The 24326-nt window shown below is 39.5% G+C and carries 21 protein-coding genes and 1 tRNA gene; 7 read left to right on the top strand and 15 right to left on the bottom strand.

Features of this window, described 5'->3' with window-relative positions:
* Positions 1 to 14: 14 nt before the first annotated feature.
* Positions 15 to 1637 (top strand): choice-of-anchor I family protein, encoded by a 1623-nt coding sequence (locus C7H19_RS12740; RefSeq protein WP_106457260.1) that lies wholly within the window; start codon positions 15 to 17, stop codon positions 1635 to 1637.
* Between the two features lie 179 nt (positions 1638 to 1816).
* On the opposite strand, the gene C7H19_RS12745 is transcribed toward C7H19_RS12740, so the two are convergent.
* Positions 1817 to 2788, bottom strand: coding sequence for a DUF1517 domain-containing protein (locus tag C7H19_RS12745; protein WP_106457261.1), 972 nt, complete (start codon positions 2786 to 2788; stop codon positions 1817 to 1819).
* Between the two features lie 228 nt (positions 2789 to 3016).
* Between C7H19_RS12745 and C7H19_RS12750 the strand changes: the two genes are divergently transcribed.
* From C7H19_RS12750 to C7H19_RS12765, 4 genes are all read left to right on the top strand, one after another.
* Positions 3017 to 5029 (top strand): ribonuclease catalytic domain-containing protein, encoded by a 2013-nt coding sequence (locus C7H19_RS12750; protein WP_106457262.1) that lies wholly within the window; start codon positions 3017 to 3019, stop codon positions 5027 to 5029.
* A 16-nt stretch (positions 5030 to 5045) separates the two neighbouring features.
* Positions 5046 to 5375, top strand: coding sequence for a hypothetical protein (locus C7H19_RS12755; RefSeq protein ID WP_106457263.1), 330 nt, complete (start codon positions 5046 to 5048; stop codon positions 5373 to 5375).
* A gap of 286 nt (positions 5376 to 5661) precedes the next feature.
* Positions 5662 to 5994 (top strand): DUF6883 domain-containing protein, encoded by a 333-nt coding sequence (locus C7H19_RS12760; protein ID WP_106457264.1) that lies wholly within the window; start codon positions 5662 to 5664, stop codon positions 5992 to 5994.
* Positions 5995 to 6014: 20 nt separating this feature from the next.
* Entirely contained in the window at positions 6015 to 6263 is a 249-nt protein-coding gene (locus C7H19_RS12765) for a DUF4926 domain-containing protein (protein ID WP_106457265.1), read from the top strand.
* 4 nt (positions 6264 to 6267) lie between these two features.
* On the opposite strand, the gene C7H19_RS12770 is transcribed toward C7H19_RS12765, so the two are convergent.
* The 5 genes from C7H19_RS12770 to C7H19_RS12790 all read right to left on the bottom strand — a co-directional run bounded on the left by C7H19_RS12770 (position 6268) and on the right by C7H19_RS12790 (position 14767).
* Entirely contained in the window at positions 6268 to 8514 is a 2247-nt protein-coding gene (locus C7H19_RS12770) for an amylo-alpha-1,6-glucosidase (protein ID WP_106457266.1), read from the bottom strand.
* Between the two features lie 153 nt (positions 8515 to 8667).
* The gene (locus tag C7H19_RS12775) at positions 8668 to 9999 is read right to left on the bottom strand and encodes a glycosyltransferase family 4 protein (protein ID WP_106457267.1); all 1332 of its coding nucleotides are present in this window, start codon (positions 9997 to 9999) and stop codon (positions 8668 to 8670) included.
* A gap of 14 nt (positions 10000 to 10013) precedes the next feature.
* Complete coding sequence (locus tag C7H19_RS12780) at positions 10014 to 11096, bottom strand: glycosyltransferase family 4 protein (protein WP_106457268.1); 1083 nt, start codon at positions 11094 to 11096, stop codon at positions 10014 to 10016.
* A 405-nt stretch (positions 11097 to 11501) separates the two neighbouring features.
* The gene (locus C7H19_RS12785) at positions 11502 to 14030 is read right to left on the bottom strand and encodes a glycogen/starch/alpha-glucan phosphorylase (protein WP_106457269.1); all 2529 of its coding nucleotides are present in this window, start codon (positions 14028 to 14030) and stop codon (positions 11502 to 11504) included.
* A gap of 197 nt (positions 14031 to 14227) precedes the next feature.
* Entirely contained in the window at positions 14228 to 14767 is a 540-nt protein-coding gene (locus C7H19_RS12790) for a metal-binding protein (protein WP_106457270.1), read from the bottom strand.
* 67 nt (positions 14768 to 14834) lie between these two features.
* Here C7H19_RS12790 and C7H19_RS12795 point away from each other — a divergent pair.
* Positions 14835 to 14906, top strand: a tRNA-Val gene (locus C7H19_RS12795).
* 601 nt (positions 14907 to 15507) lie between these two features.
* Positions 15508 to 15831 carry a thioredoxin gene (gene trxA, locus C7H19_RS12800; protein ID WP_106457271.1) on the top strand — a complete coding sequence of 108 codons (324 nt, stop codon included), beginning with the start codon at positions 15508 to 15510 and terminating at the stop codon, positions 15829 to 15831.
* Positions 15832 to 16008: 177 nt separating this feature from the next.
* Here trxA and rpsJ read toward each other — a convergent pair whose 3' ends face one another.
* The 9 genes from rpsJ to C7H19_RS12845 all read right to left on the bottom strand — a co-directional run bounded on the left by rpsJ (position 16009) and on the right by C7H19_RS12845 (position 24276).
* Positions 16009 to 16326, bottom strand: coding sequence for a 30S ribosomal protein S10 (gene rpsJ / locus C7H19_RS12805; protein WP_002800099.1), 318 nt, complete (start codon positions 16324 to 16326; stop codon positions 16009 to 16011).
* A gap of 112 nt (positions 16327 to 16438) precedes the next feature.
* The gene (gene tuf / locus C7H19_RS12810) at positions 16439 to 17668 is read right to left on the bottom strand and encodes an elongation factor Tu (protein WP_106457272.1); all 1230 of its coding nucleotides are present in this window, start codon (positions 17666 to 17668) and stop codon (positions 16439 to 16441) included.
* A 104-nt stretch (positions 17669 to 17772) separates the two neighbouring features.
* Positions 17773 to 19851: an elongation factor G gene (fusA, locus tag C7H19_RS12815; protein WP_106457273.1), complete on the bottom strand. Its 2079-nt coding sequence runs from the start codon at positions 19849 to 19851 to the stop codon at positions 17773 to 17775.
* Positions 19852 to 20015: 164 nt separating this feature from the next.
* Positions 20016 to 20486 (bottom strand): 30S ribosomal protein S7, encoded by a 471-nt coding sequence (gene rpsG, locus C7H19_RS12820; RefSeq protein WP_106457274.1) that lies wholly within the window; start codon positions 20484 to 20486, stop codon positions 20016 to 20018.
* Positions 20487 to 20551: 65 nt separating this feature from the next.
* On the bottom strand, positions 20552 to 20932 hold the full coding sequence (rpsL, locus tag C7H19_RS12825) for a 30S ribosomal protein S12 (protein WP_106457275.1): 381 nt from the start codon (positions 20930 to 20932) through the stop codon (positions 20552 to 20554).
* A gap of 97 nt (positions 20933 to 21029) precedes the next feature.
* Positions 21030 to 21353 carry a HesB/IscA family protein gene (locus tag C7H19_RS12830; RefSeq protein ID WP_106457276.1) on the bottom strand — a complete coding sequence of 108 codons (324 nt, stop codon included), beginning with the start codon at positions 21351 to 21353 and terminating at the stop codon, positions 21030 to 21032.
* Positions 21354 to 21584: 231 nt separating this feature from the next.
* Entirely contained in the window at positions 21585 to 22031 is a 447-nt protein-coding gene (locus tag C7H19_RS12835) for a hypothetical protein (RefSeq protein ID WP_106457277.1), read from the bottom strand.
* Between the two features lie 574 nt (positions 22032 to 22605).
* Positions 22606 to 23076, bottom strand: coding sequence for a 2TM domain-containing protein (locus C7H19_RS12840; protein ID WP_245927494.1), 471 nt, complete (start codon positions 23074 to 23076; stop codon positions 22606 to 22608).
* Positions 23077 to 23169: 93 nt separating this feature from the next.
* Positions 23170 to 24276, bottom strand: a complete 1107-nt coding sequence (locus tag C7H19_RS12845; protein ID WP_106457279.1) for a ribonuclease HI family protein — start codon at positions 24274 to 24276, stop codon at positions 23170 to 23172.
* Positions 24277 to 24326: the final 50 nt, after the last annotated feature.

Below are 24326 nucleotides of genomic sequence, written 5' to 3' on the forward strand. Positions count from 1 at the left end.
TTTTTGAACTTGTCATGTCTCGTTCTAATTCTCGTTTTCTTCCTTTTTGGGGAACCACAGCAATTATTACTCCTATTGTACTAGGAACCTTTGCCGATCAAACTTTAGCTTTAAATCTAACACGTTTAGGAACATATGTATCACCAGATGGAGAAGGTGCGGCCGAAATTTCTGCGTATGATCCCATCAGTAAAAATCTTTTTATCACCAATGGGTCTACAAATTCAATTGATATCCTCAATATTAGTAATCCTAGCGTTCCTTCTTTGATTTCTAGCATTAATCTAAATACTTATGGTGCGGGAGTTAACAGCGTTGCGGTAAAAAATGGTTTAGTTGCGGTTGCTATTGGATCTGATCCTAAAACAAATCCAGGTACAGTGGCATTTTTTAATACGTCTGGGAGTTTTCTAAATTCTGTAACTGTGGGTGCATTACCCGATATGTTGACTTTTACTTCAGATGGTTCCAAAATATTAGTTGCTAATGAAGGGGAACCCGAACCTTTGAGTATTAGCCCAACTGTCGATCCTGAAGGTTCAATTAGTATTATAGATCTTTCGGGTGGTGTAGGAAGTGCCACAGTTAATACGGCTGATTTTACCGCATTTAATAGCCAAAAAGCCGCATTACAAGCAGCAGGAGTCCGCATATTTGGACAAAACGGTAATGCAACGGTAGCAGAAGATGTCGAACCCGAATATATTGCAATTTCCAAAGACAATAAAAAAGCTTATGTATCTTTGCAAGAAAATAATGCACTCGCTGTTTTAGATATTGACAGTGCAACCATTACTGATATTTTGCCCTTGGGTCTAAAAAATTATAATACTCTTGGAAATGGTTTAGATGCTAGTGACGAGGATGGTGGAATTAATATCCAAAATTGGCCGATATCTGGAATGTATATGCCCGATAGTATCGCCACCGTTGAAATAAATGGTCAGACTTACATTATTACAGCAAATGAAGGAGACGATCGAGGAGAAAACGAACGTATTAGCGATCTAACGCTAGATCCCACAGCGTTTCCTAATGCCGCGCAACTCCTTGAAGATGAAAACTTAGGACGATTGAATGTGTCCAGCGTTGATGGTGATCTTGACAAAGATGGTGATTTTGATGTATTGTATAGTTATGGTGGGCGTTCATTTTCTATTTGGGATTCTAACGGGAATCTAATCTATGATAGTGGTGATGCGTTTGAACAAATTACAGCATCGTTAATTCCCAGTCTATTTAATTCCGAAGGAGAAGCCGCAGATTTTGATAGTCGCAGCGATAACAAAGGGCCAGAACCCGAAGGATTAACCGTTGGAAAAATAGGCGATCGCTTCTATGCTTTTATTGGATTAGAAAGAACTGGCGGTTTAATGGTCTACGATATCACTAATCCACTCAATCCGACTTTTGTCACTTATACCAGAACAGAGGGCGATTTTGCTCCAGAAGGTGTATTATTTATTCCTTCGATTGATAGTCCAACCAATCAATCTTTAGTTATCACAACAAATGAAGTCAGTGGAACAACAACTATATATGCAGCAGCAACAACCCCCGAACCAACAACAGGGTTAGGATTACTCATTTTAGGAATCGGTGGAATCTTAACAAAAGTTAAGAAAAAAAGCGCGTAAATTAATTGTATATCTGTAGGCAAGGGGCTGTATGCCGAACAAGTTTGGCACCCTCTATGCCTCCTCGACTGCACCCCGTAAAAAGAATTTTATAAGTTACCGAAAAAAATCAGAAAAACAATAGGGGCGAAAAACTTCAACCCCTAAAAATGCTTACACTATTATAGTAATTTTGTCAACTATACCAAAGTAAGATTAGGATATTGAGCGATAATATCATCTTTGGTCAACACGTCGCCTTCCGCTTGGGGACTCCAAAGAACTTCAACCGCTAATAAACGATCGCTACCAATACTACCGAGTTGTCTGACAACCGTTTGTAAATCCTGAGAATCCCTAACTGGGGGAAGTTCTAGACGACCTTCAACACCGACAATAATCGTAGCGATGATATATTCTCCATTATCTTCGTCTATATGTACTAATTCTCCACCTGCACCCAGTAAAGCGTTCTGTGAGGCTTGTTTGAGTTGATTATTCATATTCGACAAAGTTTCAGCACGATACTTACTGCGTTCAGCTAAAGACCATTGATTGAACTTAGCTTCAGCACTATTTAAAGCCGCTTGAGCGGAGTCCGTCGCACCATAAATCCAGTATTCAGGATGACGTAACAATGCTAAAGTTGATTCTTGCAGAAGTTCGGCACGTCCAGTCGCAGAACTTGTATCAGCAGTTTGAGCAATTTGATTTAGTTCTTTTTGTAAATAACGTGCGCTAGACAGTAAACCGACTTGTACTTTGGCTACAGACACTGTTGTTGTCGGGCTATCCATTGTATAACCATCGCCCACTACACCCGAACTTCGGATCGTTCTAATGAGAAACCCAGCGATCGCAAAAAATACTAGAACGGTAAATAAGCTACCACCTCCCCCAAAGAAAAGGGGTAACACAAAGGGTAAGCCATACCCACCACCACCGTAACCATATCCGTAACCATAACCACCACTAGGAGCAGGTTGATAAGTCCGTGTCGGTGCCATCCGAGGGGAGCTAAAGCCTCCTCCTCCCATACGTCCTCCGCTACCAGCCGCTAAAGATTCACTAGGATGACCTAAAGTTAAGGAAATCAATAAACCAGCAGCGATCAACGGTTTTAAGAGCGGTTTGATCACGGATCTAAGCTTAAACAGTAGTTCGTTAATCATAGAACAATTCTAAATTTTCTCGCCTTTATTTATAGGATATCGATCTTTCCGGCTTCAAGGATAGTGTCTATAGGTAGTAATTAGCGTACAAATTTTCATAATTTTCTCATATTGAAAATCGGAAACATCGGTAAAACTTCATCTAGCCCTCTCGCCATGAGTTCCTTGACAATGATAGATTGGTATAAAGGCATTCATTTAATAAAGAGATAAGTAGATAGAACACTGGTGGATAAGGGAACTCTCGTTGAGATTAGAATACAAGGAGAACGCCGGTTAGCGGTTGTTGATCGCCCTGAAGGGAAAAAAGATTGGATCGTGATCGACTCTGGAGGACAAGCCCATAAAATTCGTCCTCAACGAGTAGAATATCAAATCAAAGGACTTTATAACTCTTCGGATATTCGCGGTTTTGTGCAACAAGCACAGCCTTATATTGATCCTGATAGTCTAGAAGTCGCCTGGGAAATATTAGTCGAAGAAGGACTTAACATAACACCAGAAGATTTAGCACAATTATTATTTTCATCAAAAACACCAGTCGTTTGTTATGCGGCACACAGTTTATTAGCCGAAGATAAGATCTATTTCAAGCGTAAAGGTGATGGCTATGAACCCCGTTCGACGACACAAGTTGAAGAAATTAAACATCAATTTTTAGTTGAACAGCAACGCTCTCAAGAAAAAGAGGGCTTTTTGAAAAGGGTTAAACAAGCTTTAGCCAAAGAAAAGGTAGAATGGAAAGATAGCGATCGCAATCGCTTAGAGGCTTTAGAACGATTTGTTTTGCAGCCTGAACAAAAATCAAATATAGTACAAGAGATCCTAACCATTTTCGGGCGATCGCAAACTCCAGAGGCAACCTTTGAGTTGCTTGTTGAGTTAGGATGGTGGAGTCAAAACGAAAATCTCTTTCTTAGACGTAGTTCTTACCCTGTTCACTTTCCGAAAAAGGTACTCGAAGTGGCTCATAAATGCTTGCAGTCTCCTCCTGATGATCCTCATGTTAACCGGTTGGATCTGACTCATCTCAAAATTTACACGATTGATGATGAAAGTACCGAAGAAATCGACGACGGTTTAAGTGTAGAATACCTAGAAAATGGACAAGTTAGGCTATGGATACATATTGCTGATCCATCTCGTTTTGTCGCCCCTAACGATGAACTCGATCTCGAAGCAAGGAAACGTAGTACCAGTTTATATCTACCGACGGGAATGATCCCGATGTTTCCTGGGGAATTAGCCACCGGGCCAATGAGTTTAATACAAGGGAAACTCTGTCCCGCCGTAAGTTTTGGTGTGATCTTAGACGAAACAGGGGCAGTTCAAGACTATCAAATTCAAGTTACCCACGTTAAACCGACTTATCGTCTCACTTACCACGATGTAGATGAGATGTTGTTGATGGATATCAAAGCAGAACCAGAAATAAAAGTATTAGCCCAGTCAGCTAAATTACGTCATCAATGGCGTAAATCTCAAGGTTCGATTAATATTCAGATGCCAGAATCGATGATCAAAGTCAAGAATAATGATGAGATTACCGTTGAAATATTAGAAGTTTCTCCCTCGCGTCAGTTAGTCGCAGAAATGATGATCCTAACTGGGGAAGTCGCAGGACGCTATTGCCAAAAACATAATATACCCGTTCCTTTTCGCGGACAACCCCAACCCGAATTACCCTCCGAAGAAGAGTTATTATTACTTCCGGCTGGACCGGTTCGCTCTTGTGCTTTGCGTCGTTGTATGCCTCGTAGTGAGATGGGCGTTACACCAAGTCGTCATACCAGTTTAGGGTTAGATACTTATACTCAAGTAACTTCGCCAATTCGTCGTTATACCGATTTACTGGCTCATTTTCAAATTAAAGCCCATTTACGAGGGGATCAACTACCGTTTACTAGAGAACAGATGCAAGAGATTATTTATAGCGTCACTTCTTCAGCGCAAGAAGCTTCATCAGTAGAACGTCAAACAAATCGTTATTGGAGTCTAGAATTCCTACGCCGCAATGAAAATGAAGTTTGGCAAGCGTTGTTATTGCGTTGGTTAAGAGAAGAGGAAAATTTAGGGTTAATTTTGCTTGAAGAATTAGGGTTAGAATTACCCCATCGTTTTGAACGACCTGTATCTTTAGGCGATCGCATGAGTTTACAAGTTAAAAATGCTGATCCCCATCGGGATGAAGTTCGTTTTAAAGAAATGCTTAATTGTGAAGTTTCTTCAACGGCTAGTTAAAATAAAATTGAAGGTTATGGAGCAATTTTATCCTTGTCAAATTGTTTGTTTAGAACATCAAAACTATTTGCTTTATAGCGAAGTTATTCAAGTTATATTACAACGTGAATCTTGTTGGGTTCGTCCATTATTATTAGTTTTTCATTTAGATCAGGATGATTCCCAAGACGTTTTTGATGTTCGTTGTGTTTCTGATCTGATTTTTCCTTTTAATTTTTTTCGTCCTGCACTAGATACGGAAGTCATTCCCCTTTTATCCCAATTATCCAAATTAGATTTATCACCCCAAGAAGAACAGCTTTCACGTTCTAAGTTTCAAGAATTATTAAAAGAGATTTGGCGGTAAAACTAAAGTATTTAATTCGATAAATCAGGAGTTTCTTCATTTTTAATTTCAGATTTTTTAGAACATGAAGCTTATCTAATTGTCGGCCGCTCATTTGATAAGTTAGAAATCCAAACAATACTAGACTTCCGTAGCATAAGAGGAATTGTTTTATTATTTTCTTTCATTAAGTAAGATTTGTTCGATTCTTTCTTGGTTTGTCATATTATCAACTATAATTTCATTTGAATCCATAATTATTAATATAGCTAATTAATCTATAATTTTATCCCAACTCAAAAAGTTAATGCTAGTCCCAAATGCAAAAAATGCAGTTGTTGATATTCGCAAACTGCGTGAATACTGTTTAAACTTAGAACATGACGAAGGAAAACATAAAGCTCGACTTTTTAGCTCAATTTTGGGGATGACTGTAGAGAATGCTGATGAATTACAACAAATTCTTTTAGAGATCGTTCAAACATATGAGACAAAATTGGGACGACGTGATCATTTTGGACAGCGCTATACCATAGACTTTACTCTCGAATGGCAAAATAGAAGTGCGATAGTTAGGAGTGGCTGGATCATTGAACATCATTCTAATATTCCAAAATTAACAACCTGCTATCCTATATGAGAATCTGGAGATAATAAAAAATGAAAACGAATACACCGAAGTTACTGGATGTAGTTGCTCTAGCTGTTGATCTTCCTGAATACAATTTATGGCAAGGTCAAGTTGGTACAGTAGTAGAATTATTAGCGGGTGGTACGGCTTTTGAAGTCGAATTTAGTGACCGTAATGGGCGTACTTATGAATCTATTGGTTTATATCCAGAACAGATAATCATTTTACGTTTTGAACCAGTATCATTTGATTCAAAACCTGAAATGATTACAGCATAAACTCTTACGCTTCAATAACAACCCGTAAGTTACCGCGTTTTTTCGCCACCCGACAAGCGGTTGTTCCATTCGATCTTTCAAACTCTAAATCAAGTAAAGTTTTTCCTACTCTTAAATTTTGGATCGATAACCAATGAATTGAAGGTAAAAGCGTTGGATCAATGATGCGTAGATAGTTTCCTGGTGCATCAGGGACCAAATTTAACATCATGAGAATAAGTTGGAAGATCGATCCACTCGCCCAAGCTTGCGGGGAACAAGCTACAGGATATTTAACGGGTGAATTTGAATCGAAACGCTCATAACCGCAAAATAATTCGGGTGGACGATGATAGGGCTGTGCTAGAGTCATATCAAAAAGTCCTTGGGCGATTTCTAAGGCTTGTTCAACAAAACCGAGCGATCGCAACCCTGTCGCAATCATACCATTATCATGAGGCCACACCGCCCCAATATGATAGCCCATCGGGTTATAAGTTGGATTAAGACTGCTTAGAGTCCGAATTCCCCAGCCATTAAACATATCGGGCGCTTGCAGACGTTCGGCTAAACTGGGGGCTTTTTCGATGTCGACAATACCAGTATTTAAGCAATGTCCAGGGTTAGAGGTAATACTATCGACGGGTTTTCCTTTTCCATCCAAAGCTACTGCAAAATAGCCTTGATCGATTAGCCAAAAATCATGATTAAATCGAATTTTTAGCTCTTTAGCTTCTTTGCGCCAACGATCAGCTAAATCATATAATTTTTTGCGGTAGGCAATTTCTGCTAAACGAATTTTGGCTGCATAGACATATCCTTGTACTTCCGAAAGTGCGATCGCGCCTTCTGCGAGTTTGCCTTTACGATCTACAATACAATTACCTGAATCTTTCCAACCTTGGTTGACTAATCCTCTTTGGGAACGACAATAATAATGGATATAACCTGTATCTTTGAGACGGCGATCGCACCAGTCCATTGCTGCTAGTGCATTATCCCATAAGTCTTCTAATGTCTGTTCATCTGCTGTCCATGCGAAATACTCTGCATACAGCATCAACCATAACGGCGTTGCATCGATCGTTCCATAATAAGGCGTGTGGGGAATTTCTTGACATCTTGCCATTTCGCCGTATCTGATCTCGTGCATGATTTTACCCAGTTCTTCATCACGCCAATCGTTGTCCGTTTTCCCCTGATATTGCGCTAGAACGTAAAGAGTATCACGAGCAAGACAGGGATCTAAACTGAGGGTTTGAGTGGCTGCAATAATCGAATCTCGCCCAAATAGCGTAGAAAACCAAGGTACACCCGCCGCTAAAACATAACGACCTTCAATTGATTGTCTGAGTAGATAAATATCTTGTTCAGCTTGTTGAATAATTTCATTAATTTCTTGATCATCTGTTTGAATTTTAGTAGCTTGTTCGCGCCAGTGATGAGCCTCCATTAATTCGGCTGCTTTTGCTTGTCTTAAAGTTGTTGAATCGTCTATGTTTGAAGCTGATTTATTATCACTAAAAAATTGAACGTGATAGCCTAATACTTTATTTTCTCTAGCCTCTAATTGCACTGTCCATATTGCTGTATTTCCCTGGATTTTATCGGGTAAATAATTATTAAATTGGATTCTTGATTCTGTGATTATTCCGTCTAAACCTTGATATGCTAAAATTATTTCTGGTTCGGGATGATAAATTTTACCCAAATAATATTCTAAGAATTGTAATTTATTTCCTCTTTTTTCTCGACTATAACCCCGGACATCAAAAATATCTAAAAAATCTGCATCAAAAGTAATACTTAATGTAAATTCAACTGCAAATGTATTAAAATTAGTAATTTTTATTTCTTCAAATAAACCGCCTTCTATAATAATTTCTCTTTCAAAACCAATTGTTTCCGCTAAAATGGGTTCTTCAGAATCGGGATTATTAATCTGAGGATTTGCTGCTAAAACTGTTAAAGAAAAGCCTTTTTGAGCCGTACTACTGAGTAAAATAGGTGCTTGTCTATTAATCTGTAAATCTAAACGACTCAGATAGCGAGTATCTTTACAAAATAGTCCCATGCTGTTAATAACTCCGTTGGTTGAACAGCGAGAACTCGCAACATTACCTAATGTATCAGTAATCAAAAAAATATCATCATTTTTTAAAGTCAGAGTGGGGACTGGATGTTCATTATCAATCGCGCAAGACCAATCATCAGAAGCATATAAATCGGACTGAACAAATTTTCGTCCTTCAAATTCAATTATTTCTGTCATAGTGAACCTAGGTGGTCAACAATAAAATTAAAACAAAATGTATAGTGTAGCAATCTAGCTGACAAAAAATGATTCGCGTTCAAACGGAATGTAAGTGAAAAAGTTAAACTTTGTTTCTCTCAAACCGATGAACCACGAATCAGACAACAAGAATTATACCGCTAATTGTTTAGCCTCTGCTGCTACAGGTACAGGAGTCCATAAAGGAGAGGTGAGGGGCGGATTCCAAGGTTGCTCGTGCATAATGGTTCGAGCTAGAGTATAACGGTAAAGATGGCTTAGTTTAATGGCTACGTTATTCCATGTAAATCGTTGATTTACATTGGCTGACGCTTGTTTTCTAAGTTTTTTCGCCCAAACTTCGTCTAATAAAACGCGCTCTATCGCCTGAGCAAAAGCCTCTACATCTTTGGGTGAAACGAGTAACCCAGTTTCTTCGGGAAGGACTGTAAAGCGTAATCCTCCAACATTAGAAGCAATAACGGGTGTTCCACAAGCCATCGCCTCGATCGCTACTAAACCAAAGGGTTCGTAATGACTGGGAATGACACAGACATCAGCCGCACTATAATACAAGGGTAACAAATCGTGTCCAACTTGGCCAGTAAATAAAGTTACTTCGCTTAAGCCCATTTCTTGGACAATTTGTTCAATACGTTGTCTTTCTTGTCCATCGATGCGATCGTTTATACTGCCGCCAACAATAACGAGTTTAAGGTTATCACAGCCTTGATTTTTGAGAACAGCACAGGCACGAACAAGAGTTTCAATTCCTTTACGGGGATCAAAACGTCCAACATAAAGAACAATTTTATCTTGGGGATGCCAACCGAGTTTCTTTCTAGCACTTAATGGGGGAATGGCACAGAAGTTACTCGTATCGGTTCCACAGGGGATAATTTCAATATGTCCTTTTTGAGAAACTCGTGTTCTAAGGATTTCTTTTTCTTGGGGACTGGTTGCTACAACACAACTTGCTTGTTCTAAAATTTTCTTTTCAGTCGCAATACGGGTTTGAGCAATTTTTGGTTTTTCTAATATTGCATCATACTTAACGGTACCTAAAGAATGATAAGTATGAATTAATTGTATTCCTGTTTTTTGTTGTAATTGTAGTCCAGCCCAAGCGGATAGCCAATAGTTGGTATGTAATAAAGGATAGTAATATGCTTGTGAAGTCTGAAAATCGCAAAAGGATTTAACAAACTCTGGCATATGCTCAAATAGTCGATCTCTGGGGATAAAGGTTTCTGGCCCGGCTTTTAGGCGAATTGTGCGACAATAGGGAGAATGTTGAACAATAGTTGGATCGTCTGGATTTGCTTTGCGGGTGAACATATCTACTTGCCATCCCAAAGCAGCCAGATTTTCTCCCACTTGACGGACATATACATTTTGTCCCCCTGCTTCTTCAGTGCCAATCACGGCGGCAGGATCTGCATGATCTGAGATTAAAGCGATCGCTTGACGGTTATTACTAATCATAATTCACCTAATCCTTAGTACGAGAAGTTAGAAATCATTGCTTTTCGTGTATGACCATTTTTGGCGAATTTTTCGGCTAAAAGTTGGCGATACACAGCTTCGTAACCGTCTGCCATCCGTTTAGCACTAAAGTTCTCTAACACATGATCTCGACAGTCTTGACGCTTTAGTTCTGATATTCTCTCAACTGCGGCAACACATTCATCGACCGAATTGCAGATATAGCCACTTTTCTCGTGAGATATGACTTCGGGTACAGATCCTAAGTTCATTGCAATGACGGGTGTTCCGACAATCATCGATTCAACCATGACTAAACCAAAAGGTTCGCGCCATGTTATCGGAAATAAGGTTGCAATTGCACCACCGAGTAAAGGGCTTTTATCTTGGTGTGTCGCTTCTCCTAGGTATTGGATTTGTTTTCCGTCAATATGAGGTTTAACTTGGGTTGCAAAAAATTCTTGATCGACTAAATCGACTTTACCTGCCATTTTCAACGGTAAACCTGTGCGTTTGGCGATTTCAATGGCTAAATGAGGTCCTTTTTCGGATGACATTCTGCCTAAAAAAGCCAGATAAGGTGGGTTATCTGGTTGAGGATGGTAAGTATAGCGATTTGGATCAATTCCGTTATAAACCGTTGCTACACAATTCAGATTTAATCTTTTTTCCCGTTGTGCCTGAGAAATACTGACAAATGGCTGTTTTTTTGCATGGATGAACAGCTTTTCATTATCGGGGGTGAAAATACCATGCAAGGTATGAACGGTGGGCGTTTTGACTAAATTGACATAGGGTAAGGCGGCACAGCCTATATGAGAATGAATAATATCAAATTGATCAGCCTGTTCATAAACTCGGCTGAGATTCAGCATCTCATAAATCCCGTATTCTTTGATGTTTGGATCGAGGCGTAAAGCTTGAGGGTGTACTGATTCAAGCTTGGCGAGAGTTATTGAATCGCCTGATGCAAACAAGGTTACATCGTGTCCTTTTCTGACTAATTCATCTGTCAGTAAACCAACTACTAATTCAGTTCCGCCATATGCGGGAGGTGGGACACGTTCCCACAGGGGTGCAATTTGGGCTATCCTCATGCTTATTCCTCCTTTTTTTATGAATTTATTGATGTTTCGTCTGGTTTCTAAGTTTGTGATCCTTTTGTATCTTTACTGATACAATTTAGTTTTGTTAAGAAACAATAAACAAGTAGGGATTACCGAACATCGGCACTTAGACTATTGACAAAATCGACGTTTTAGATGCTAATCTAAAAAATATTTTTATGTTTTAAGGTAATTTCAATAAGAATTTTTACCTAGATTACATTAAAGTTTAATGGAAGGTCTGGCTTTTAGTTATCTCCCTTGAGGAGCAAAATCTCTGTTGAGGGGTATGAGATTTTTAATTCTTTGGATATATGAAAAGTAAATTTGTTGGGATTTGTAATTAGACTCTTACATCTGTAAAAGCTTATTACAAACCCGATTGAGAGAGCGAAACTAATCTTCTAATTGGATTTTAACTGGGCTAACTTTCCAAATTTCATTGCAATATTCTCGAATCGTGCGATCGCTAGAAAATTTAGCCATCCGAGTCGAATTGAGGATCGACATTCTTGTCCATTGTTCTTGATCTTTATAAGCTTGGCTAACTTTTTCCTGACAATCGATATAAGATTGAAAATCAGCTAACAACATATACTGATCATTATTCAGCAGTGAATCGACAATGGGTTTAAATAAATCAGGATCACCGTAGCTAAAATAACCACTCTTAATGCGATCGATTACGCCTTTGAGTTCTCGGTTATGGGTGTAGTAATCCATCGGATTGTATCCCTCTGCTTTCTTAGCATAAACTTCCTCTGCTGTCAAGCCAAAAAGGAAAAAGTTTTCGGCTCCTGCTTCTTCTCGAATCTCAATATTAGCCCCATCGAGTGTACCAATGGTCAACGCGCCATTCATAGCGAATTTCATGTTACCTGTACCAGAAGCTTCTTTCCCTGCTGTCGAAACTTGTTCGGATAAATCGGCTGCAGGATAGATGCGTTGTCCCAGAGAAACATTAAAATTAGGTAAGAAGACGACTTTTATTCGACCTGCAACATCGGGATCTTTGTTGACGATCTCAGCGACAGAGTTGACCAATTTTATGATCAATTTTGCCATAAAGTAGCCAGGTGCGGCTTTACCACCAAAGATAAAGGTTTTGGGTACTATTTCGACATTGGGATTTTGTTTAATCCGATTGTACAAAGCAATGATGTGTAATACGGCTAGATGTTGGCGTTTATATTCGTGAATACGTTTGACTTGAACATCAAAGATCGAATTAACATCAACTTCAATATTGCGCGTTTTTAGAATATAAGCGGCTAAATTCTGCTTATTTTCTTGTTTAATATTGCGCCAACGGGTACAAAACTCAGGATCATCAATATAAGCTTCAAGTTGTCTCATTTCCGAGAGATCTTTAAGCCAATTATCCCCAATTTTTTCGCTAATGAGTTGAGAAAGTTTCGGGTTACTGAGTAATATCCAGCGTCGCGGGGTAACTCCATTGGTTTTGTTGAAGAATTTTTTTGGCCATAATAGCGCGAATTCTCGTAGTGTATCTTTTTTCAAGAGTTCAGTATGGAGGGCTGCAACACCGTTGATCGAATGGCTACCCACACAAGCTAAATTAGCCATACGAATTAGCTTTTCTCCTCTTACTTCTTCGATTATAGAAAGTTTAGAGACTAATTCTTCTTGATCGGGAAACCAGATGCGTACATCTTCTAAGAAGTGATGATTAATGAGATAGATAATTTCAAGATGTCGGGGTAGGAGTTTTCCAAACAAACTGGCGGGCCAACGTTCGAGGGCTTCTGGCATTAGGGTATGATTGGTATAAGCAAAGGTTTTTTGAGTTATTGACCACGCTTGTTCCCAAGTTAAGCCATTTTCATCAACCAGTAAACGCATTAATTCAGCGATCGCAACTGCAGGATGAGTGTCATTAAGCTGAATTGAAAATCGTTCGTAGAAATTGTCTAGACTTTTATTAGTTTTCAGGTGAAGACGGATCAAGTCTTGTAAGGAAGCACAGACAAAGAAATATTGTTGAGCTAACCGTAATTCTCGACCGGCAGGAGTATTATCATTCGGATAGAGAACTTTTGAGATCGTCTCAGCGTCCATTTTTTCGGCGACTGCTTGATCATATTGCCCAGAGTTGAACGCATCAAAGTTAAATGCTTCGCTTGCTTCAGCTTTCCATAACCGTAGTGGGTTAACGGTATTGGTTTTATAGCCAGGTACTGGTGTATCATGAGGGATCGCTAAAACGATTCGTTCGGGAACCCAATTAACTTTTGTATTTCCTTTATCATCGTGATAGAGTTCGGTAAAGCCACCTAATTTAATTTCGACTGTTTCATCAGGACGAGGTAACTCCCAAGGATTGCCAAATCTGAGCCAATTATCGGGAATTTCGGCTTGCCATCCGTTTTTTAGCATTTGATGGAAGATCCCGAATTCGTAGCGAATACCATAGCCAATAGCGGGAATTTCTAAACTCGCTAGAGAGTCGAGAAAACAAGCGGCTAAACGTCCTAAACCGCCATTTCCTAAACCTGGATCGGGTTCTTGTTCTAGAATTTCATCAAAATCTAAGCCCAATTCTTCGATCACTTGGCGTACTTCGTCATAGATTCCTAGATTAACTAGATTATTACCCAGATGGCGACCCATGAGGAATTCTGCTGATAGATAGCAAACTAATTTTCCTTGTTCGGTTTTGTAGGTGTCTACCGTTTTGAGAAAACGTAGTAAAAGTCGATCACGAATTGTGTAAGCCAGAGCAACATAATAATCATACAGAGAGGCATCAGCCCTATTTGTTCCCTGTAAAAAGAAAAGATTATCGAAGAAAGCCCGTTTGAGTGCTTTAGGACTCATTCCGGTGCGATCGTCTTCTACTTTAATAGTAGGTTCAATAGTCGGAGCAAGGCTATTTTCAGTTTCAGATAGATAGATGTTCTCCATGTTTACTTGTCCTTTAGGCTGATATGCTTAATCCTAGATGATCTGATTCCAGAGAAAAAACGTTTGTCAGGATAATTTGACACTTTCTGTGGCTTAATGCTAAAAAGATCGCTCTAGCAGTATAAGGTTATTCGGGCTTTTTGCCATTAATTTTTTCTTTTTTTCAGAATGCTTTAAACTGCTAGATATTTAAGGTTCTAGCGTCTTTTTTTGCGTTTTTGTGGCTTAGATCTCCGTTTTAGCCTTTTGTATGACGAGCCTAACCAATCACTTATACTATGACTCATTGCTCCGAGTTCTAAGCCGATTATAAGTGCTATAACCTCATAAGGATATACTCGCGTTAATAATTGCCATATTTCATCAAATATTTGCTCCTTATTCCAATTATTCCCCCAAAATAATTGTATGGTCAAAATAAACGGCAATCCGAGCAAAATTAGCACAGAACTAAGATAAAGTATACGAACAAAAGTACCAACTAACAAGCCATGAGATAACCAAGAACGATGGCGGATCATTGACTGATAGGGTTGCCAGATCCAGCGCAAAAATCCCCATCTTTTGTACTGAACCGAATAGATATCGAGATCGGGTCCAAACATTAGCCCGCTAAATAGAAAGCCACTCGATATAATTAAGGTGAGTTCGCCACTTCGACTGAGCAGTAAGGATAAAACGACGAGCCAAGGCAATGACCAAAGGGTAATGCGATCGTGTGTGCGACCTGAAGGCATGAAAAAAAAGATAAAAATAGTTGTCAATTCTTAAAAGTATATGTTATCCTAGTAAAGCGTGTGAAAAGGGCGATTAGCTCAACGGTAGAGCGCCTGCCTTACAAGCAGGATGTTACAGGTTCAAATCCTGTATCGCCCATTTTAAAGAAAATATATAAATTAATTAAGCTTATTTTAATAGTCATATTTAGGTCAACCTGAGCTAAGTTATTATATTAATTTACTGCACGTTATTAAGTTAAATAAACCGATTTGATTATGATCAGCTTATTTAAGATATAGAGTACTGATGATAACGAGGGATATAATTTAAGTCATTGGGTAATGATAGAATTTGTTGGCTATTGTTGGACGAAAAGCAACTGGTCTATCAATAGTTAAGAAACACAAAGAAACAAAGAGCATCCCCAGTCAATCAAATTAATACTAGAAGTCTTTTAAAATAAGCTGTTTATCATTTTTTGATACAAAACTTCAGTTAAAATAAAAGATGAATCTCACTTAAGATATTGAAATCTCTCCCAACCCGTTGTAAAGTAGACATATACCGTAGGGCATACGGAAATATACGCTTGTGGGATCTATCCGTTAAGTGGAGGCTACCTAAAAGTAGTGCTTCGGGTAGGACATGAATAACTAGAGTTATTCAGCCCAAGAAACCCTTGATTTATCGTGGGTATGTCACTCGATAGAATTTGTCAAGTCTTAGATAGTAATGCGCTCAGTAAAGGATTTTCAATATGTCAACAGCAGCCCCAGTTACAGATTCAAGTTTTAAAGAAGAGGTTTTAGATAGCGAAATTCCTGTTCTGGTGGATTTTTGGGCTCCTTGGTGTGGACCCTGCCGTATGGTCGCTCCCGTTGTCGATGAGATTTCTGAACAATATGCCGGCCAAATTAAGGTAGTCAAACTCAACACAGACGAAAATCCTAATATTGCCAGTCAATACGGAATTCGCAGCATTCCAACTCTGATGATCTTTAAGGGGGGTCAACGAGTTGATATGGTGGTTGGTGCTGTTCCCAAAACGACTTTAGCTACTACCCTCGAAAAGTATCTTTAGCCGTTTTTCCCGATTTCCAATGTTTAAAAGCCGCTTTTGTCTGTAGCAAAGGCGGTTTTTGATTACTGGTTACCAAGCATTTTAAAAAGGGTTTGACAACCAAACTGCACGCCGTTTCGCTGACTTTTAAAGTCAGCGAAACGGCGTGCAGTCGCCTTCCGCGACCCCTACGGATATTTATAGCTTAACTTCAATGTCTACCCCTGCCGGTAAATCCAATTTCATCAAAGCATCAATGGTTTTAGAAGAAGGTTGATAAATATCGATAATGCGTCGATGGGTACGAGTTTCAAAATGTTCACGGGAATCTTTATCAACGTGAGGCGATCGCAGTACACAATAAATCTTACGCTTGGTAGGTAAAGGAATAGGTCCAATTGCTGTAGCATTGGTACGATTAGCGGTATCTACTATTTTCTCGCAAGAGGTGTCGAGTAGACGGCGGTCAAATGCTTTGAGACGAATTCTGATTTTTTGTTGTTGAAGTGTAGCCATAGTTTTAGTCTTTAGTTTTCAAGGTGCCAAATGAATAATAAACGATAAGAATGGAGCAGACTAAATACTTGACAAAATGCCAATGATCTGCTCCATTATTTTTTAGGTCATCCTACTTCAGAATTTTAGTAACAACTCCAGAACCAATGGTACGACCGCCTTCACGGATCGCAAAACGCATTTGCTCTTCAATAGCGATCGGGTTGATCAATTCTACGGTCATTTTGATGCGATCGCCAGGCATAACCATTTCTACGGCATCTCCATCATCAGAGGTGTAGTCTTTAATGGTTCCAGTTACGTCGGTTGTCCGTACATAGAATTGAGGACGATAGTTTTTAAAGAATGGGGTATGACGACCACCTTCTTCTTTAGTTAAAACGTAAACTTCTCCTTCAAACTGAGTGTGAGGAGTGATCGAACCTGGTTTAGCGATAACCATACCCCGTTCGATATCTTCTTTCTGCACACCACGAAGAAGTAAACCTACGTTATCTCCAGCTAACCCTTCTTCGAGGGATTTTTGGAACATTTCTACACCTGTAACGGTGGTACTGCGGGTGGCTTTAATGCCGACGAGTTCGACGTTTTCGCCAACTTTGACTTTACCGCGTTCGATCCGTCCGGTCGCTACTGTACCCCGTCCTGTAATGGAGAATACGTCTTCTACTGCCATCAGGAAGGGCTTATCAATTTCTCTTTCAGGGGTAGGAATGTATTCATCTACTGCGGTCATCAGGTCATAGATTTTATCTACCCATTCGTTGTCACCTTTAACGGTTTTGGGGTTGGCTACCATTGCCTCTAAAGCTTTGACAGCAGAACCCGCAACGATGGGGGTATCATCTCCTGGGAAACCATAGTCGCTCAAGAGTTCACGTACTTCTAGTTCGACTAGCTCAATTAATTCCTCATCGTCTACTAGGTCTTTTTTGTTTAAGAAGATGACAAGACGAGGTACACCAACTTGTTTCGCTAAAAGAATATGTTCACGAGTTTGAGGCATGGGGCCATCTGCTGCGGAGACAACCAAAATACCACCGTCCATCTGTGCTGCACCTGTGATCATGTTTTTCACATAGTCAGCGTGTCCTGGACAGTCTACGTGAGCATAGTGACGATCTTCGGTTTCGTATTCTACGTGAGCGGTATTGATCGTAATACCCCGTGCTTTTTCTTCGGGAGCCGCATCAATGTCATCGTATTTTCTAGCTTTTGCTTGACCTAATGCTGCTAAAGTCATGGTGATAGCAGCCGTTAGGGTGGTTTTACCGTGATCTACGTGACCGATGGTACCGATGTTAACGTGGGGTTTATTCCGTTCAAATTTTGCGCGTGCCATTGTATGTTTGTTTCCTTTTTTCTGTTCTAAGATTTTTCAGCCTCGTTATTCAGTTAACAGCCAGAAACTGGACTAACTGTTAACTGGTAACGATTTACTGATTTTTAGGCGTTCCCTTTGCTTTTAGCGATGATCGCTTCGGCGACGTTACGAGGGACTTCGTCGTAGTTACTGAACTCCATAGTAAAGATCCCTCGTCCTTGCGTTTTTGACCGAATATCGGTCGCATAGCCAAACATCTCAGCTAAAGGTACTTTAGAAGATACTTTAGCGATGCCAGCTTCGGAGTTCATACCTTCGATCGCACCGCGACGCGAGTTAAGATCACCCATGACATCCCCTAGGAAGTCTTCTGGTACTTCTACTTCTACTTTCATCGTGGGTTCGAGGATCACGGGTGATGCTTTGCTTACAGCATTTTTCACGGCCATTGATCCAGCGATCTTAAATGCCATTTCGTTAGAGTCTACTTCATGGTAAGACCCGTCCGTCAAAGTCACTTTGAGGTCAATTACAGGATATCCTGCAATAATTCCCGTTTCACAAGTCTCTTTGATTCCTTGTTCGATGGCAGGAATATATTCTTTAGGAACAGCACCACCAACGATTTTAGAAACAAATTGAAAACCTGTGCCAGGCTCACCTGGTTCTAAGTTAACAACAACGTGACCATATTGACCTTTACCACCACTTTGACGGATGTATTTTCCTTCAACGTTTTGGACTGGTTTACGAACGGTTTCACGATAAGCAACTTGGGGTTTACCGACGTTAGCTTCCACTTTGTATTCTCGTAGCATCCGATCTACAAGAATCTCTAAGTGTAACTCACCCATTCCCGCAATAATCGTTTGATTCGTTTCAGGATCGGTGTTAACGCGGAAAGTTGGGTCTTCATCAGATAAAGCTTGTAATGCTTTGCCCAATTTTTCCATATCCTGTTTGGTCTTGGGTTCAACTGCAACAGAGATCACGGGTTCTGGAATAAACAGCGATTCTAGAACAATTGAGTTGTTTTCATCACACAGAGTATCGCCTGTGATGGTGTTTTTTAAGCCAATAGCCGCCCCTAAATCCCCTGCTCTAAGTTCGTCTACTTCGATCCGCTCGTTGGATTTGAGAATAATCAAACGCGAGATCCGTTCTTTGGTATCTTTGGTTGAGTTGTAGGCATAGCTACCCTTTTGTAAGACACCCGAATAAACCCTTAAGAAGGTTAAACGGCCAAACGGATCGGCCATAATTTTGAATGCTAAAGCAGAGAAAGGCTCGGTATCATCGGCTTTTCTGACTGCTTCAGTTCCATCGGGAAGAATTCCTTTAATTGCGACAACTTCAGTCGGTGAGGGTAAATAATCAACGACGGCATCGAGTAAGGGTTGTACTCCTTTGTTTTTGAAAGCAGAACCACAAAGCATCGGCATAATTGAGCCATCGATGGTTCCTTTTCTTAAACCGCGTCTGATTTCTTCTTCCGTTAGTTCTTCACCTTCTAAATATTTTTCTAGAAGTTCTTCTTCTGTTTCCGCAACTGCTTCTACTAATTTGGTGCGGTATTCTTGTGCCAGTTCTTGTAATTCTGCTGGAATTTCAGTATCTATGACTTCTTTACCGAGATCATCTTTATAGACTTTCGCTTTCATTGTTACTAAGTCTACTAAGCCAGCAAAGTCGGTTTCACTGCCAATGGGAATTTGAATCGGAACTGCATTCGCTCTGAGGCGATCTTTTACTTGTGAATATACTTTGTAAAAGTTTGCTCCTGTGCGATCCATTTTGTTGACAAATGCGATCCGAGGAACTTTGTAGCGATCGGCTTGTCTCCAAACGGTTTCCGACTGGGGCTGAACGCCGCCGACTGAACAAAATACAGCAACTACTCCATCTAAAACACGCATTGAGCGTTCTACTTCGATGGTAAAGTCTACGTGACCTGGAGTATCAATAATATTAATCCGATGATCTCGCCAACTTGTACTAATCGCAGCCGCCGTGATCGTAATCCCTCTTTCTCGCTCTTGCTCCATCCAGTCTGTTACTGCTGTTCCATCATGGACTTCACCAATTTTATGAGCGACACCTGTATAGAATAGGATTCGTTCCGTCGTTGTTGTTTTGCCCGCATCTATATGCGCTGCGATACCGATATTCCGTACTCTCTCCAGTGGGATGGTACGAGCCACAGCAACCTCCTTTGTTAATTTTTACTAAGCGTGAGTTTTATTTCTAGAGATTTATTTACACTATTTACAATTCTATACTTTTCTTTGCGAAAATATTCTAGCGGTAGAGGAGGTAATTCCACCGCCTAACCCTTTTTTTGTTCGGTAATCCATACTAAATTTCTTTAGTACCGATAGTGAGCAAAGGCTTTGTTCGCTTCTGCCATGCGGTGGGTTTCTTCGCGTTTTTTGATGGTAGCTCCCGTTTCATTAGCTGCATCTAAAATTTCATTCGCTAATTTACCAGCCATTGTTTTACCACCTCTGGCACGAGCATAATGGATCAACCAACGTAAGGCTAGGGCGGTTCCTCTCGCGGAACGAACTTCCATTGGTACTTGATAAGTTGCACCACCTACCCGACGCGCTTTTACTTCGACTAGAGGGGTTACGTTTTTAATCGCTTTTTCAAATACTTCTAATGGATCAGATCCCGTCCGTTCTCCAACGGTTTTTAGGGCATCATAGACGATGCCAGATGCTACTGATTTTTTTCCGCTACTCATAACCCGACGAATGGTCATGTTAATCAGTACACTGTTATACATTGCGTCTGGCGGAACAGGACGCTTTTTAATGTTTTTACGACGAGACATGGTTTGATTTTCTTCTCCTAGTCAACCAAAATTTAAAGCTTCTGCAAGAATAAATAAAAGTTATTTTATTTCGTTGCTTTAGGACGCTTTGCACCGTATTTAGAGCGACCTTGTTGGCGATTTTTTACGCCCTGAGCGTCTAATGTGCCACGAACAATGTGATATCTTACTCCAGGTAAATCTTTAACCCGACCGCCCCGAATTAACACCACAGAGTGTTCTTGTAGGTTATGGCCAATTCCTGGAATGTAAGCTGTTACTTCAAATCCTGATGTTAAACGAACCCTGGCTACTTTACGCAGTGCTGAGTTAGGTTTTTTCGGAGTTGTGGTATAAACTCTTGTACAAACTCCTCTACGCTGAGGACATTGCTTGAGTGCTGGTGATTTGGTTTTTCTTTTAATTTTGGATCGCTCGGTGCGAATTAATTGTTGAATGGTGGGCATGAGTTATTTTAAGGCCTGTGTAACTTCCTTATTAAGCATCCTAGAATCGTTGACAAAAGGCTATTTTAGCAATTTTTGTGATACGCTGTCAAGAAAATTAAGTTTCAAAGGACAAACCACAGCCACAAGTCGCCGATGCTTGGGGATTATGAAAGCGAAATCCGCCACCCATCAAGTCTTCAGCATAATCTAATTTTAGGTTTTGTAAATAAGGGTCACAGGATAGGTCAATTACAATGTTAATGTCTTGACTTTTTTCTAAGCGATCGCTCGATTCTGGCTGTTGAGTGAATTCTAAATCATAATATAGTCCTGAACAGCCACCTGTTTTAATCCCAATTCGTAAATAAGTATTTAGCTGTTGACGGCTTTTTTGTAAACGTTTAATTTCTTTAACGGCTGCTGGAGTGAGTTCAATCATATTTTGAGTAGGCTTTGGGCTGGTTCGTCCTGACAAACAAATTTAATACTATTTCAATATTATGTATTGCCATGTAGCAGGAAGTGTGCAGAAGCTTCAATAACTCTTTAATTTCCCACTGCTAAAATTTTACCATCTAGTCTCACCAAACTAAATGTACATTGCTCCTTTAAATTCGCGTAAATGCGACAAAAAGAACAATGTACGAGGGACTAAATTAGTCTTAATCTTTTATTTGCTCAAAGCATCTTTAATACTATCAACAGTTTTTTCAACAGCATTCTTGGTATTATCTACTGCTTTTTGTGTCCGTGCTGCATCTTCCTCGGCTCTTTTTTCAATTCGACCCGCATCTTTTTTAGCTTTGCGCTCAACAAAACTACCTTTGTCATCTGCTTGATCTACTTTTGCCGCATTTTTCTTAGCAGTTTCTTCAACGCGATCCGCCGTATCTCTAATAAAACCTTTAGCTCGTCCTGCATCTTTACTGACTTTTTCTTGGACCATATCCCCTGCATCTTTAGAGGCGATCAAGTTATTAATAGGATTAGCTATTGCTGCAACGTTTGAGAAACTGGTACTTTGCCAAAAAAAGACAACGGCTGATACACACAATAGAGTTGTTACTATTGAGCGTTTTGCATTTGAAAGCCATTTCTCAAAAAAATTCAGTTTCATAAAATACAAACTCCGAAGATTTAATATTCTATTTTTACTTCATTTGGCTGATCAACTAAAACAGTCCCTAGATATAGGTTTTTCGTTAATGAATCTTACAATAAGTCACTATTTGGATAGATTGAATCTGGGATTTGTGATCTGCATTAGAGAGTTTTATAAGGTACGATCGCTTGTATTTATTTAACGGGATTGGCCGGGATCGAACCGGCGACCTAGCGCTTCAGATTTGTGTGAGTTTCCCCACTCTCTGGACTATTCCTTCACCATAGATTAACAGGTAAACTTAACCCGTAGGTGGTGGCCATCATGTTGTAGTTTTTTTTAGACTCCTTTTTTCTACAACCAGTCTCTGCACCTTCTCTAGCGGAGTAATAGAGCTTGGCTCAAGATTACCTTATCTGGCTTTCATTTAGACTTAGGCTTCCTTGAATTTGACCACATTCATTCATGAAGTTTCCTCCATGATGCCCGATTTTTCAGGAGGCGCTCGCTCTATCCAACTGAGCTACAACCCCAATTCTTATTTCTAATATAACTTGAAACTAGCTATTTTTAGATAAGCAAAAATCTATCAAGTTAGCCAAGCGCGTCTAATTCTTGTCCATATATAAAAGAAAGATTGCTTAATTTCATCTTTGACTTGCCAACGTTGAAAAGCTTGTTCATAGACTTCCCCTTTAACTTGAAAAGTTTTCCAAGCTGTTAAAGAAAGAGGTAAACCTAAGAAGAATATAGGATAAATTGCCCAACTTAGAGTACCAGCACTGATTATATTAAAAGTCATCAAAAAACCATTAATAATTACATATCTAACGGCTTTATTCTTAAATTTCTCTTGTTGATATAAATTAAATTTTTGTCGTTTGAGGTCTAATAGGTGTTGAGTATACCATTCTTGTTCGGCAGCTTCTAGATCTTTTGTCTCAATGTCCATTTCAGCCGCAATTTCTAAAAGTTGTTTTCTCGTCATTTCTCCTTGAGTGACTTGACGAGCGATCGCTATATTCAAAATTTGCTGTACTTCTTCGGATCTATATAGCATAGGGGGAGTAAACTTGACTTCGGACATAGGAAATCACAAACTAGGCATACAGAATGACAATAGTTCTATTATGGCGAAATTTTTGGAATACGGCTAATCTTTTGGACTGGCTAACTGACTGGCAATGGCGATAAAAATTAAATTCACCCATTCTGGTAAATGAATTAACTGCTCGGCTAATTCTAGTTTCTCATCAACAGACAAATGATTCATCATTTCTAAGACATTCTTAATTTTCGCATTAGGCGGCAAAGTATCTTTATTATGAGTGCCAGTTGCAGCAAAAAAACACGACTCTTCTTCTAAGGGAATTTTTAACAAAGTTTCTTTATCATTAAATATTTTTGGGGATACAATGGCGGATTCTTCAGAAAAAGGACTTTCAACAAAAGCCTCAGATGTCTCTATTGAAACTGTCATACCCGATGGTACAATTAATTCTCCTTCCCAAGGCAATTTTTCCCCCGATGATTCAGGAGATGGATTATCTAATTGCGCTTTTTGCAACGCCATTTGAGGAGGAAGTCCCCGTAAGTACCAACGATAAATATCGGCTAGAGTTTGATTATTTCCGTCCCACTGTAGAGCAATCATATCTCTAACGGCTTCAGGAACTAATAATCTTAAATCCGTTAAGGTCATGAAGGCAAAATCATCATTTTTTAAAATTAGCTTTTGGTAGTCTTTATCTGTTACTTTATCGGCAAGCTGTAGAAAATGGGCGACTGGAGGACTAACGGGCGGTAATGTTGTTTTTGATTTACGCCCTAATGCTTCACTTATACAACGATTAACCGCATTAATAGCAGGACGATTTAGTTCTTCTGAAATACATTCTAAACTTGTTTTCTCAAAATTTTTTAGAAGTTTTTGCGCTTGTGAGTACAGGGTTAATAATTTATCTTCTATGACTGGATTGGGTTCATTAACCTGTTTTAAAATTAATTCACTGTCGCTTTTAATATCTAAATTTTTAATTCCAAGTTGTTTGGCTTTTTGTAGTCCAATTATTAAACCTGTATATTCCGCTTCCTCCACTGTGGCACTTGACAAAAATTGACTAACGGTGTACCTTCTTCCATTATTCATTAGTAATACCGCCGCCGCCGCCGCCGCACCGGGATTACTGACAGACTTCCCATCAAATAGCATGATCGGGTTATGATTTTCTTGACTAGATAAATTAATCGCAGTAGGCATTATTAAAGTTAAAATTCATATTTCAATCTTAATCTTGAACAACGGTAATC

It is taken from the genome of Aphanothece hegewaldii CCALA 016 (genome assembly GCF_003007785.1).
GTDB lineage: Bacteria > Cyanobacteriota > Cyanobacteriia > Cyanobacteriales > Microcystaceae > Chroococcus > Chroococcus hegewaldii.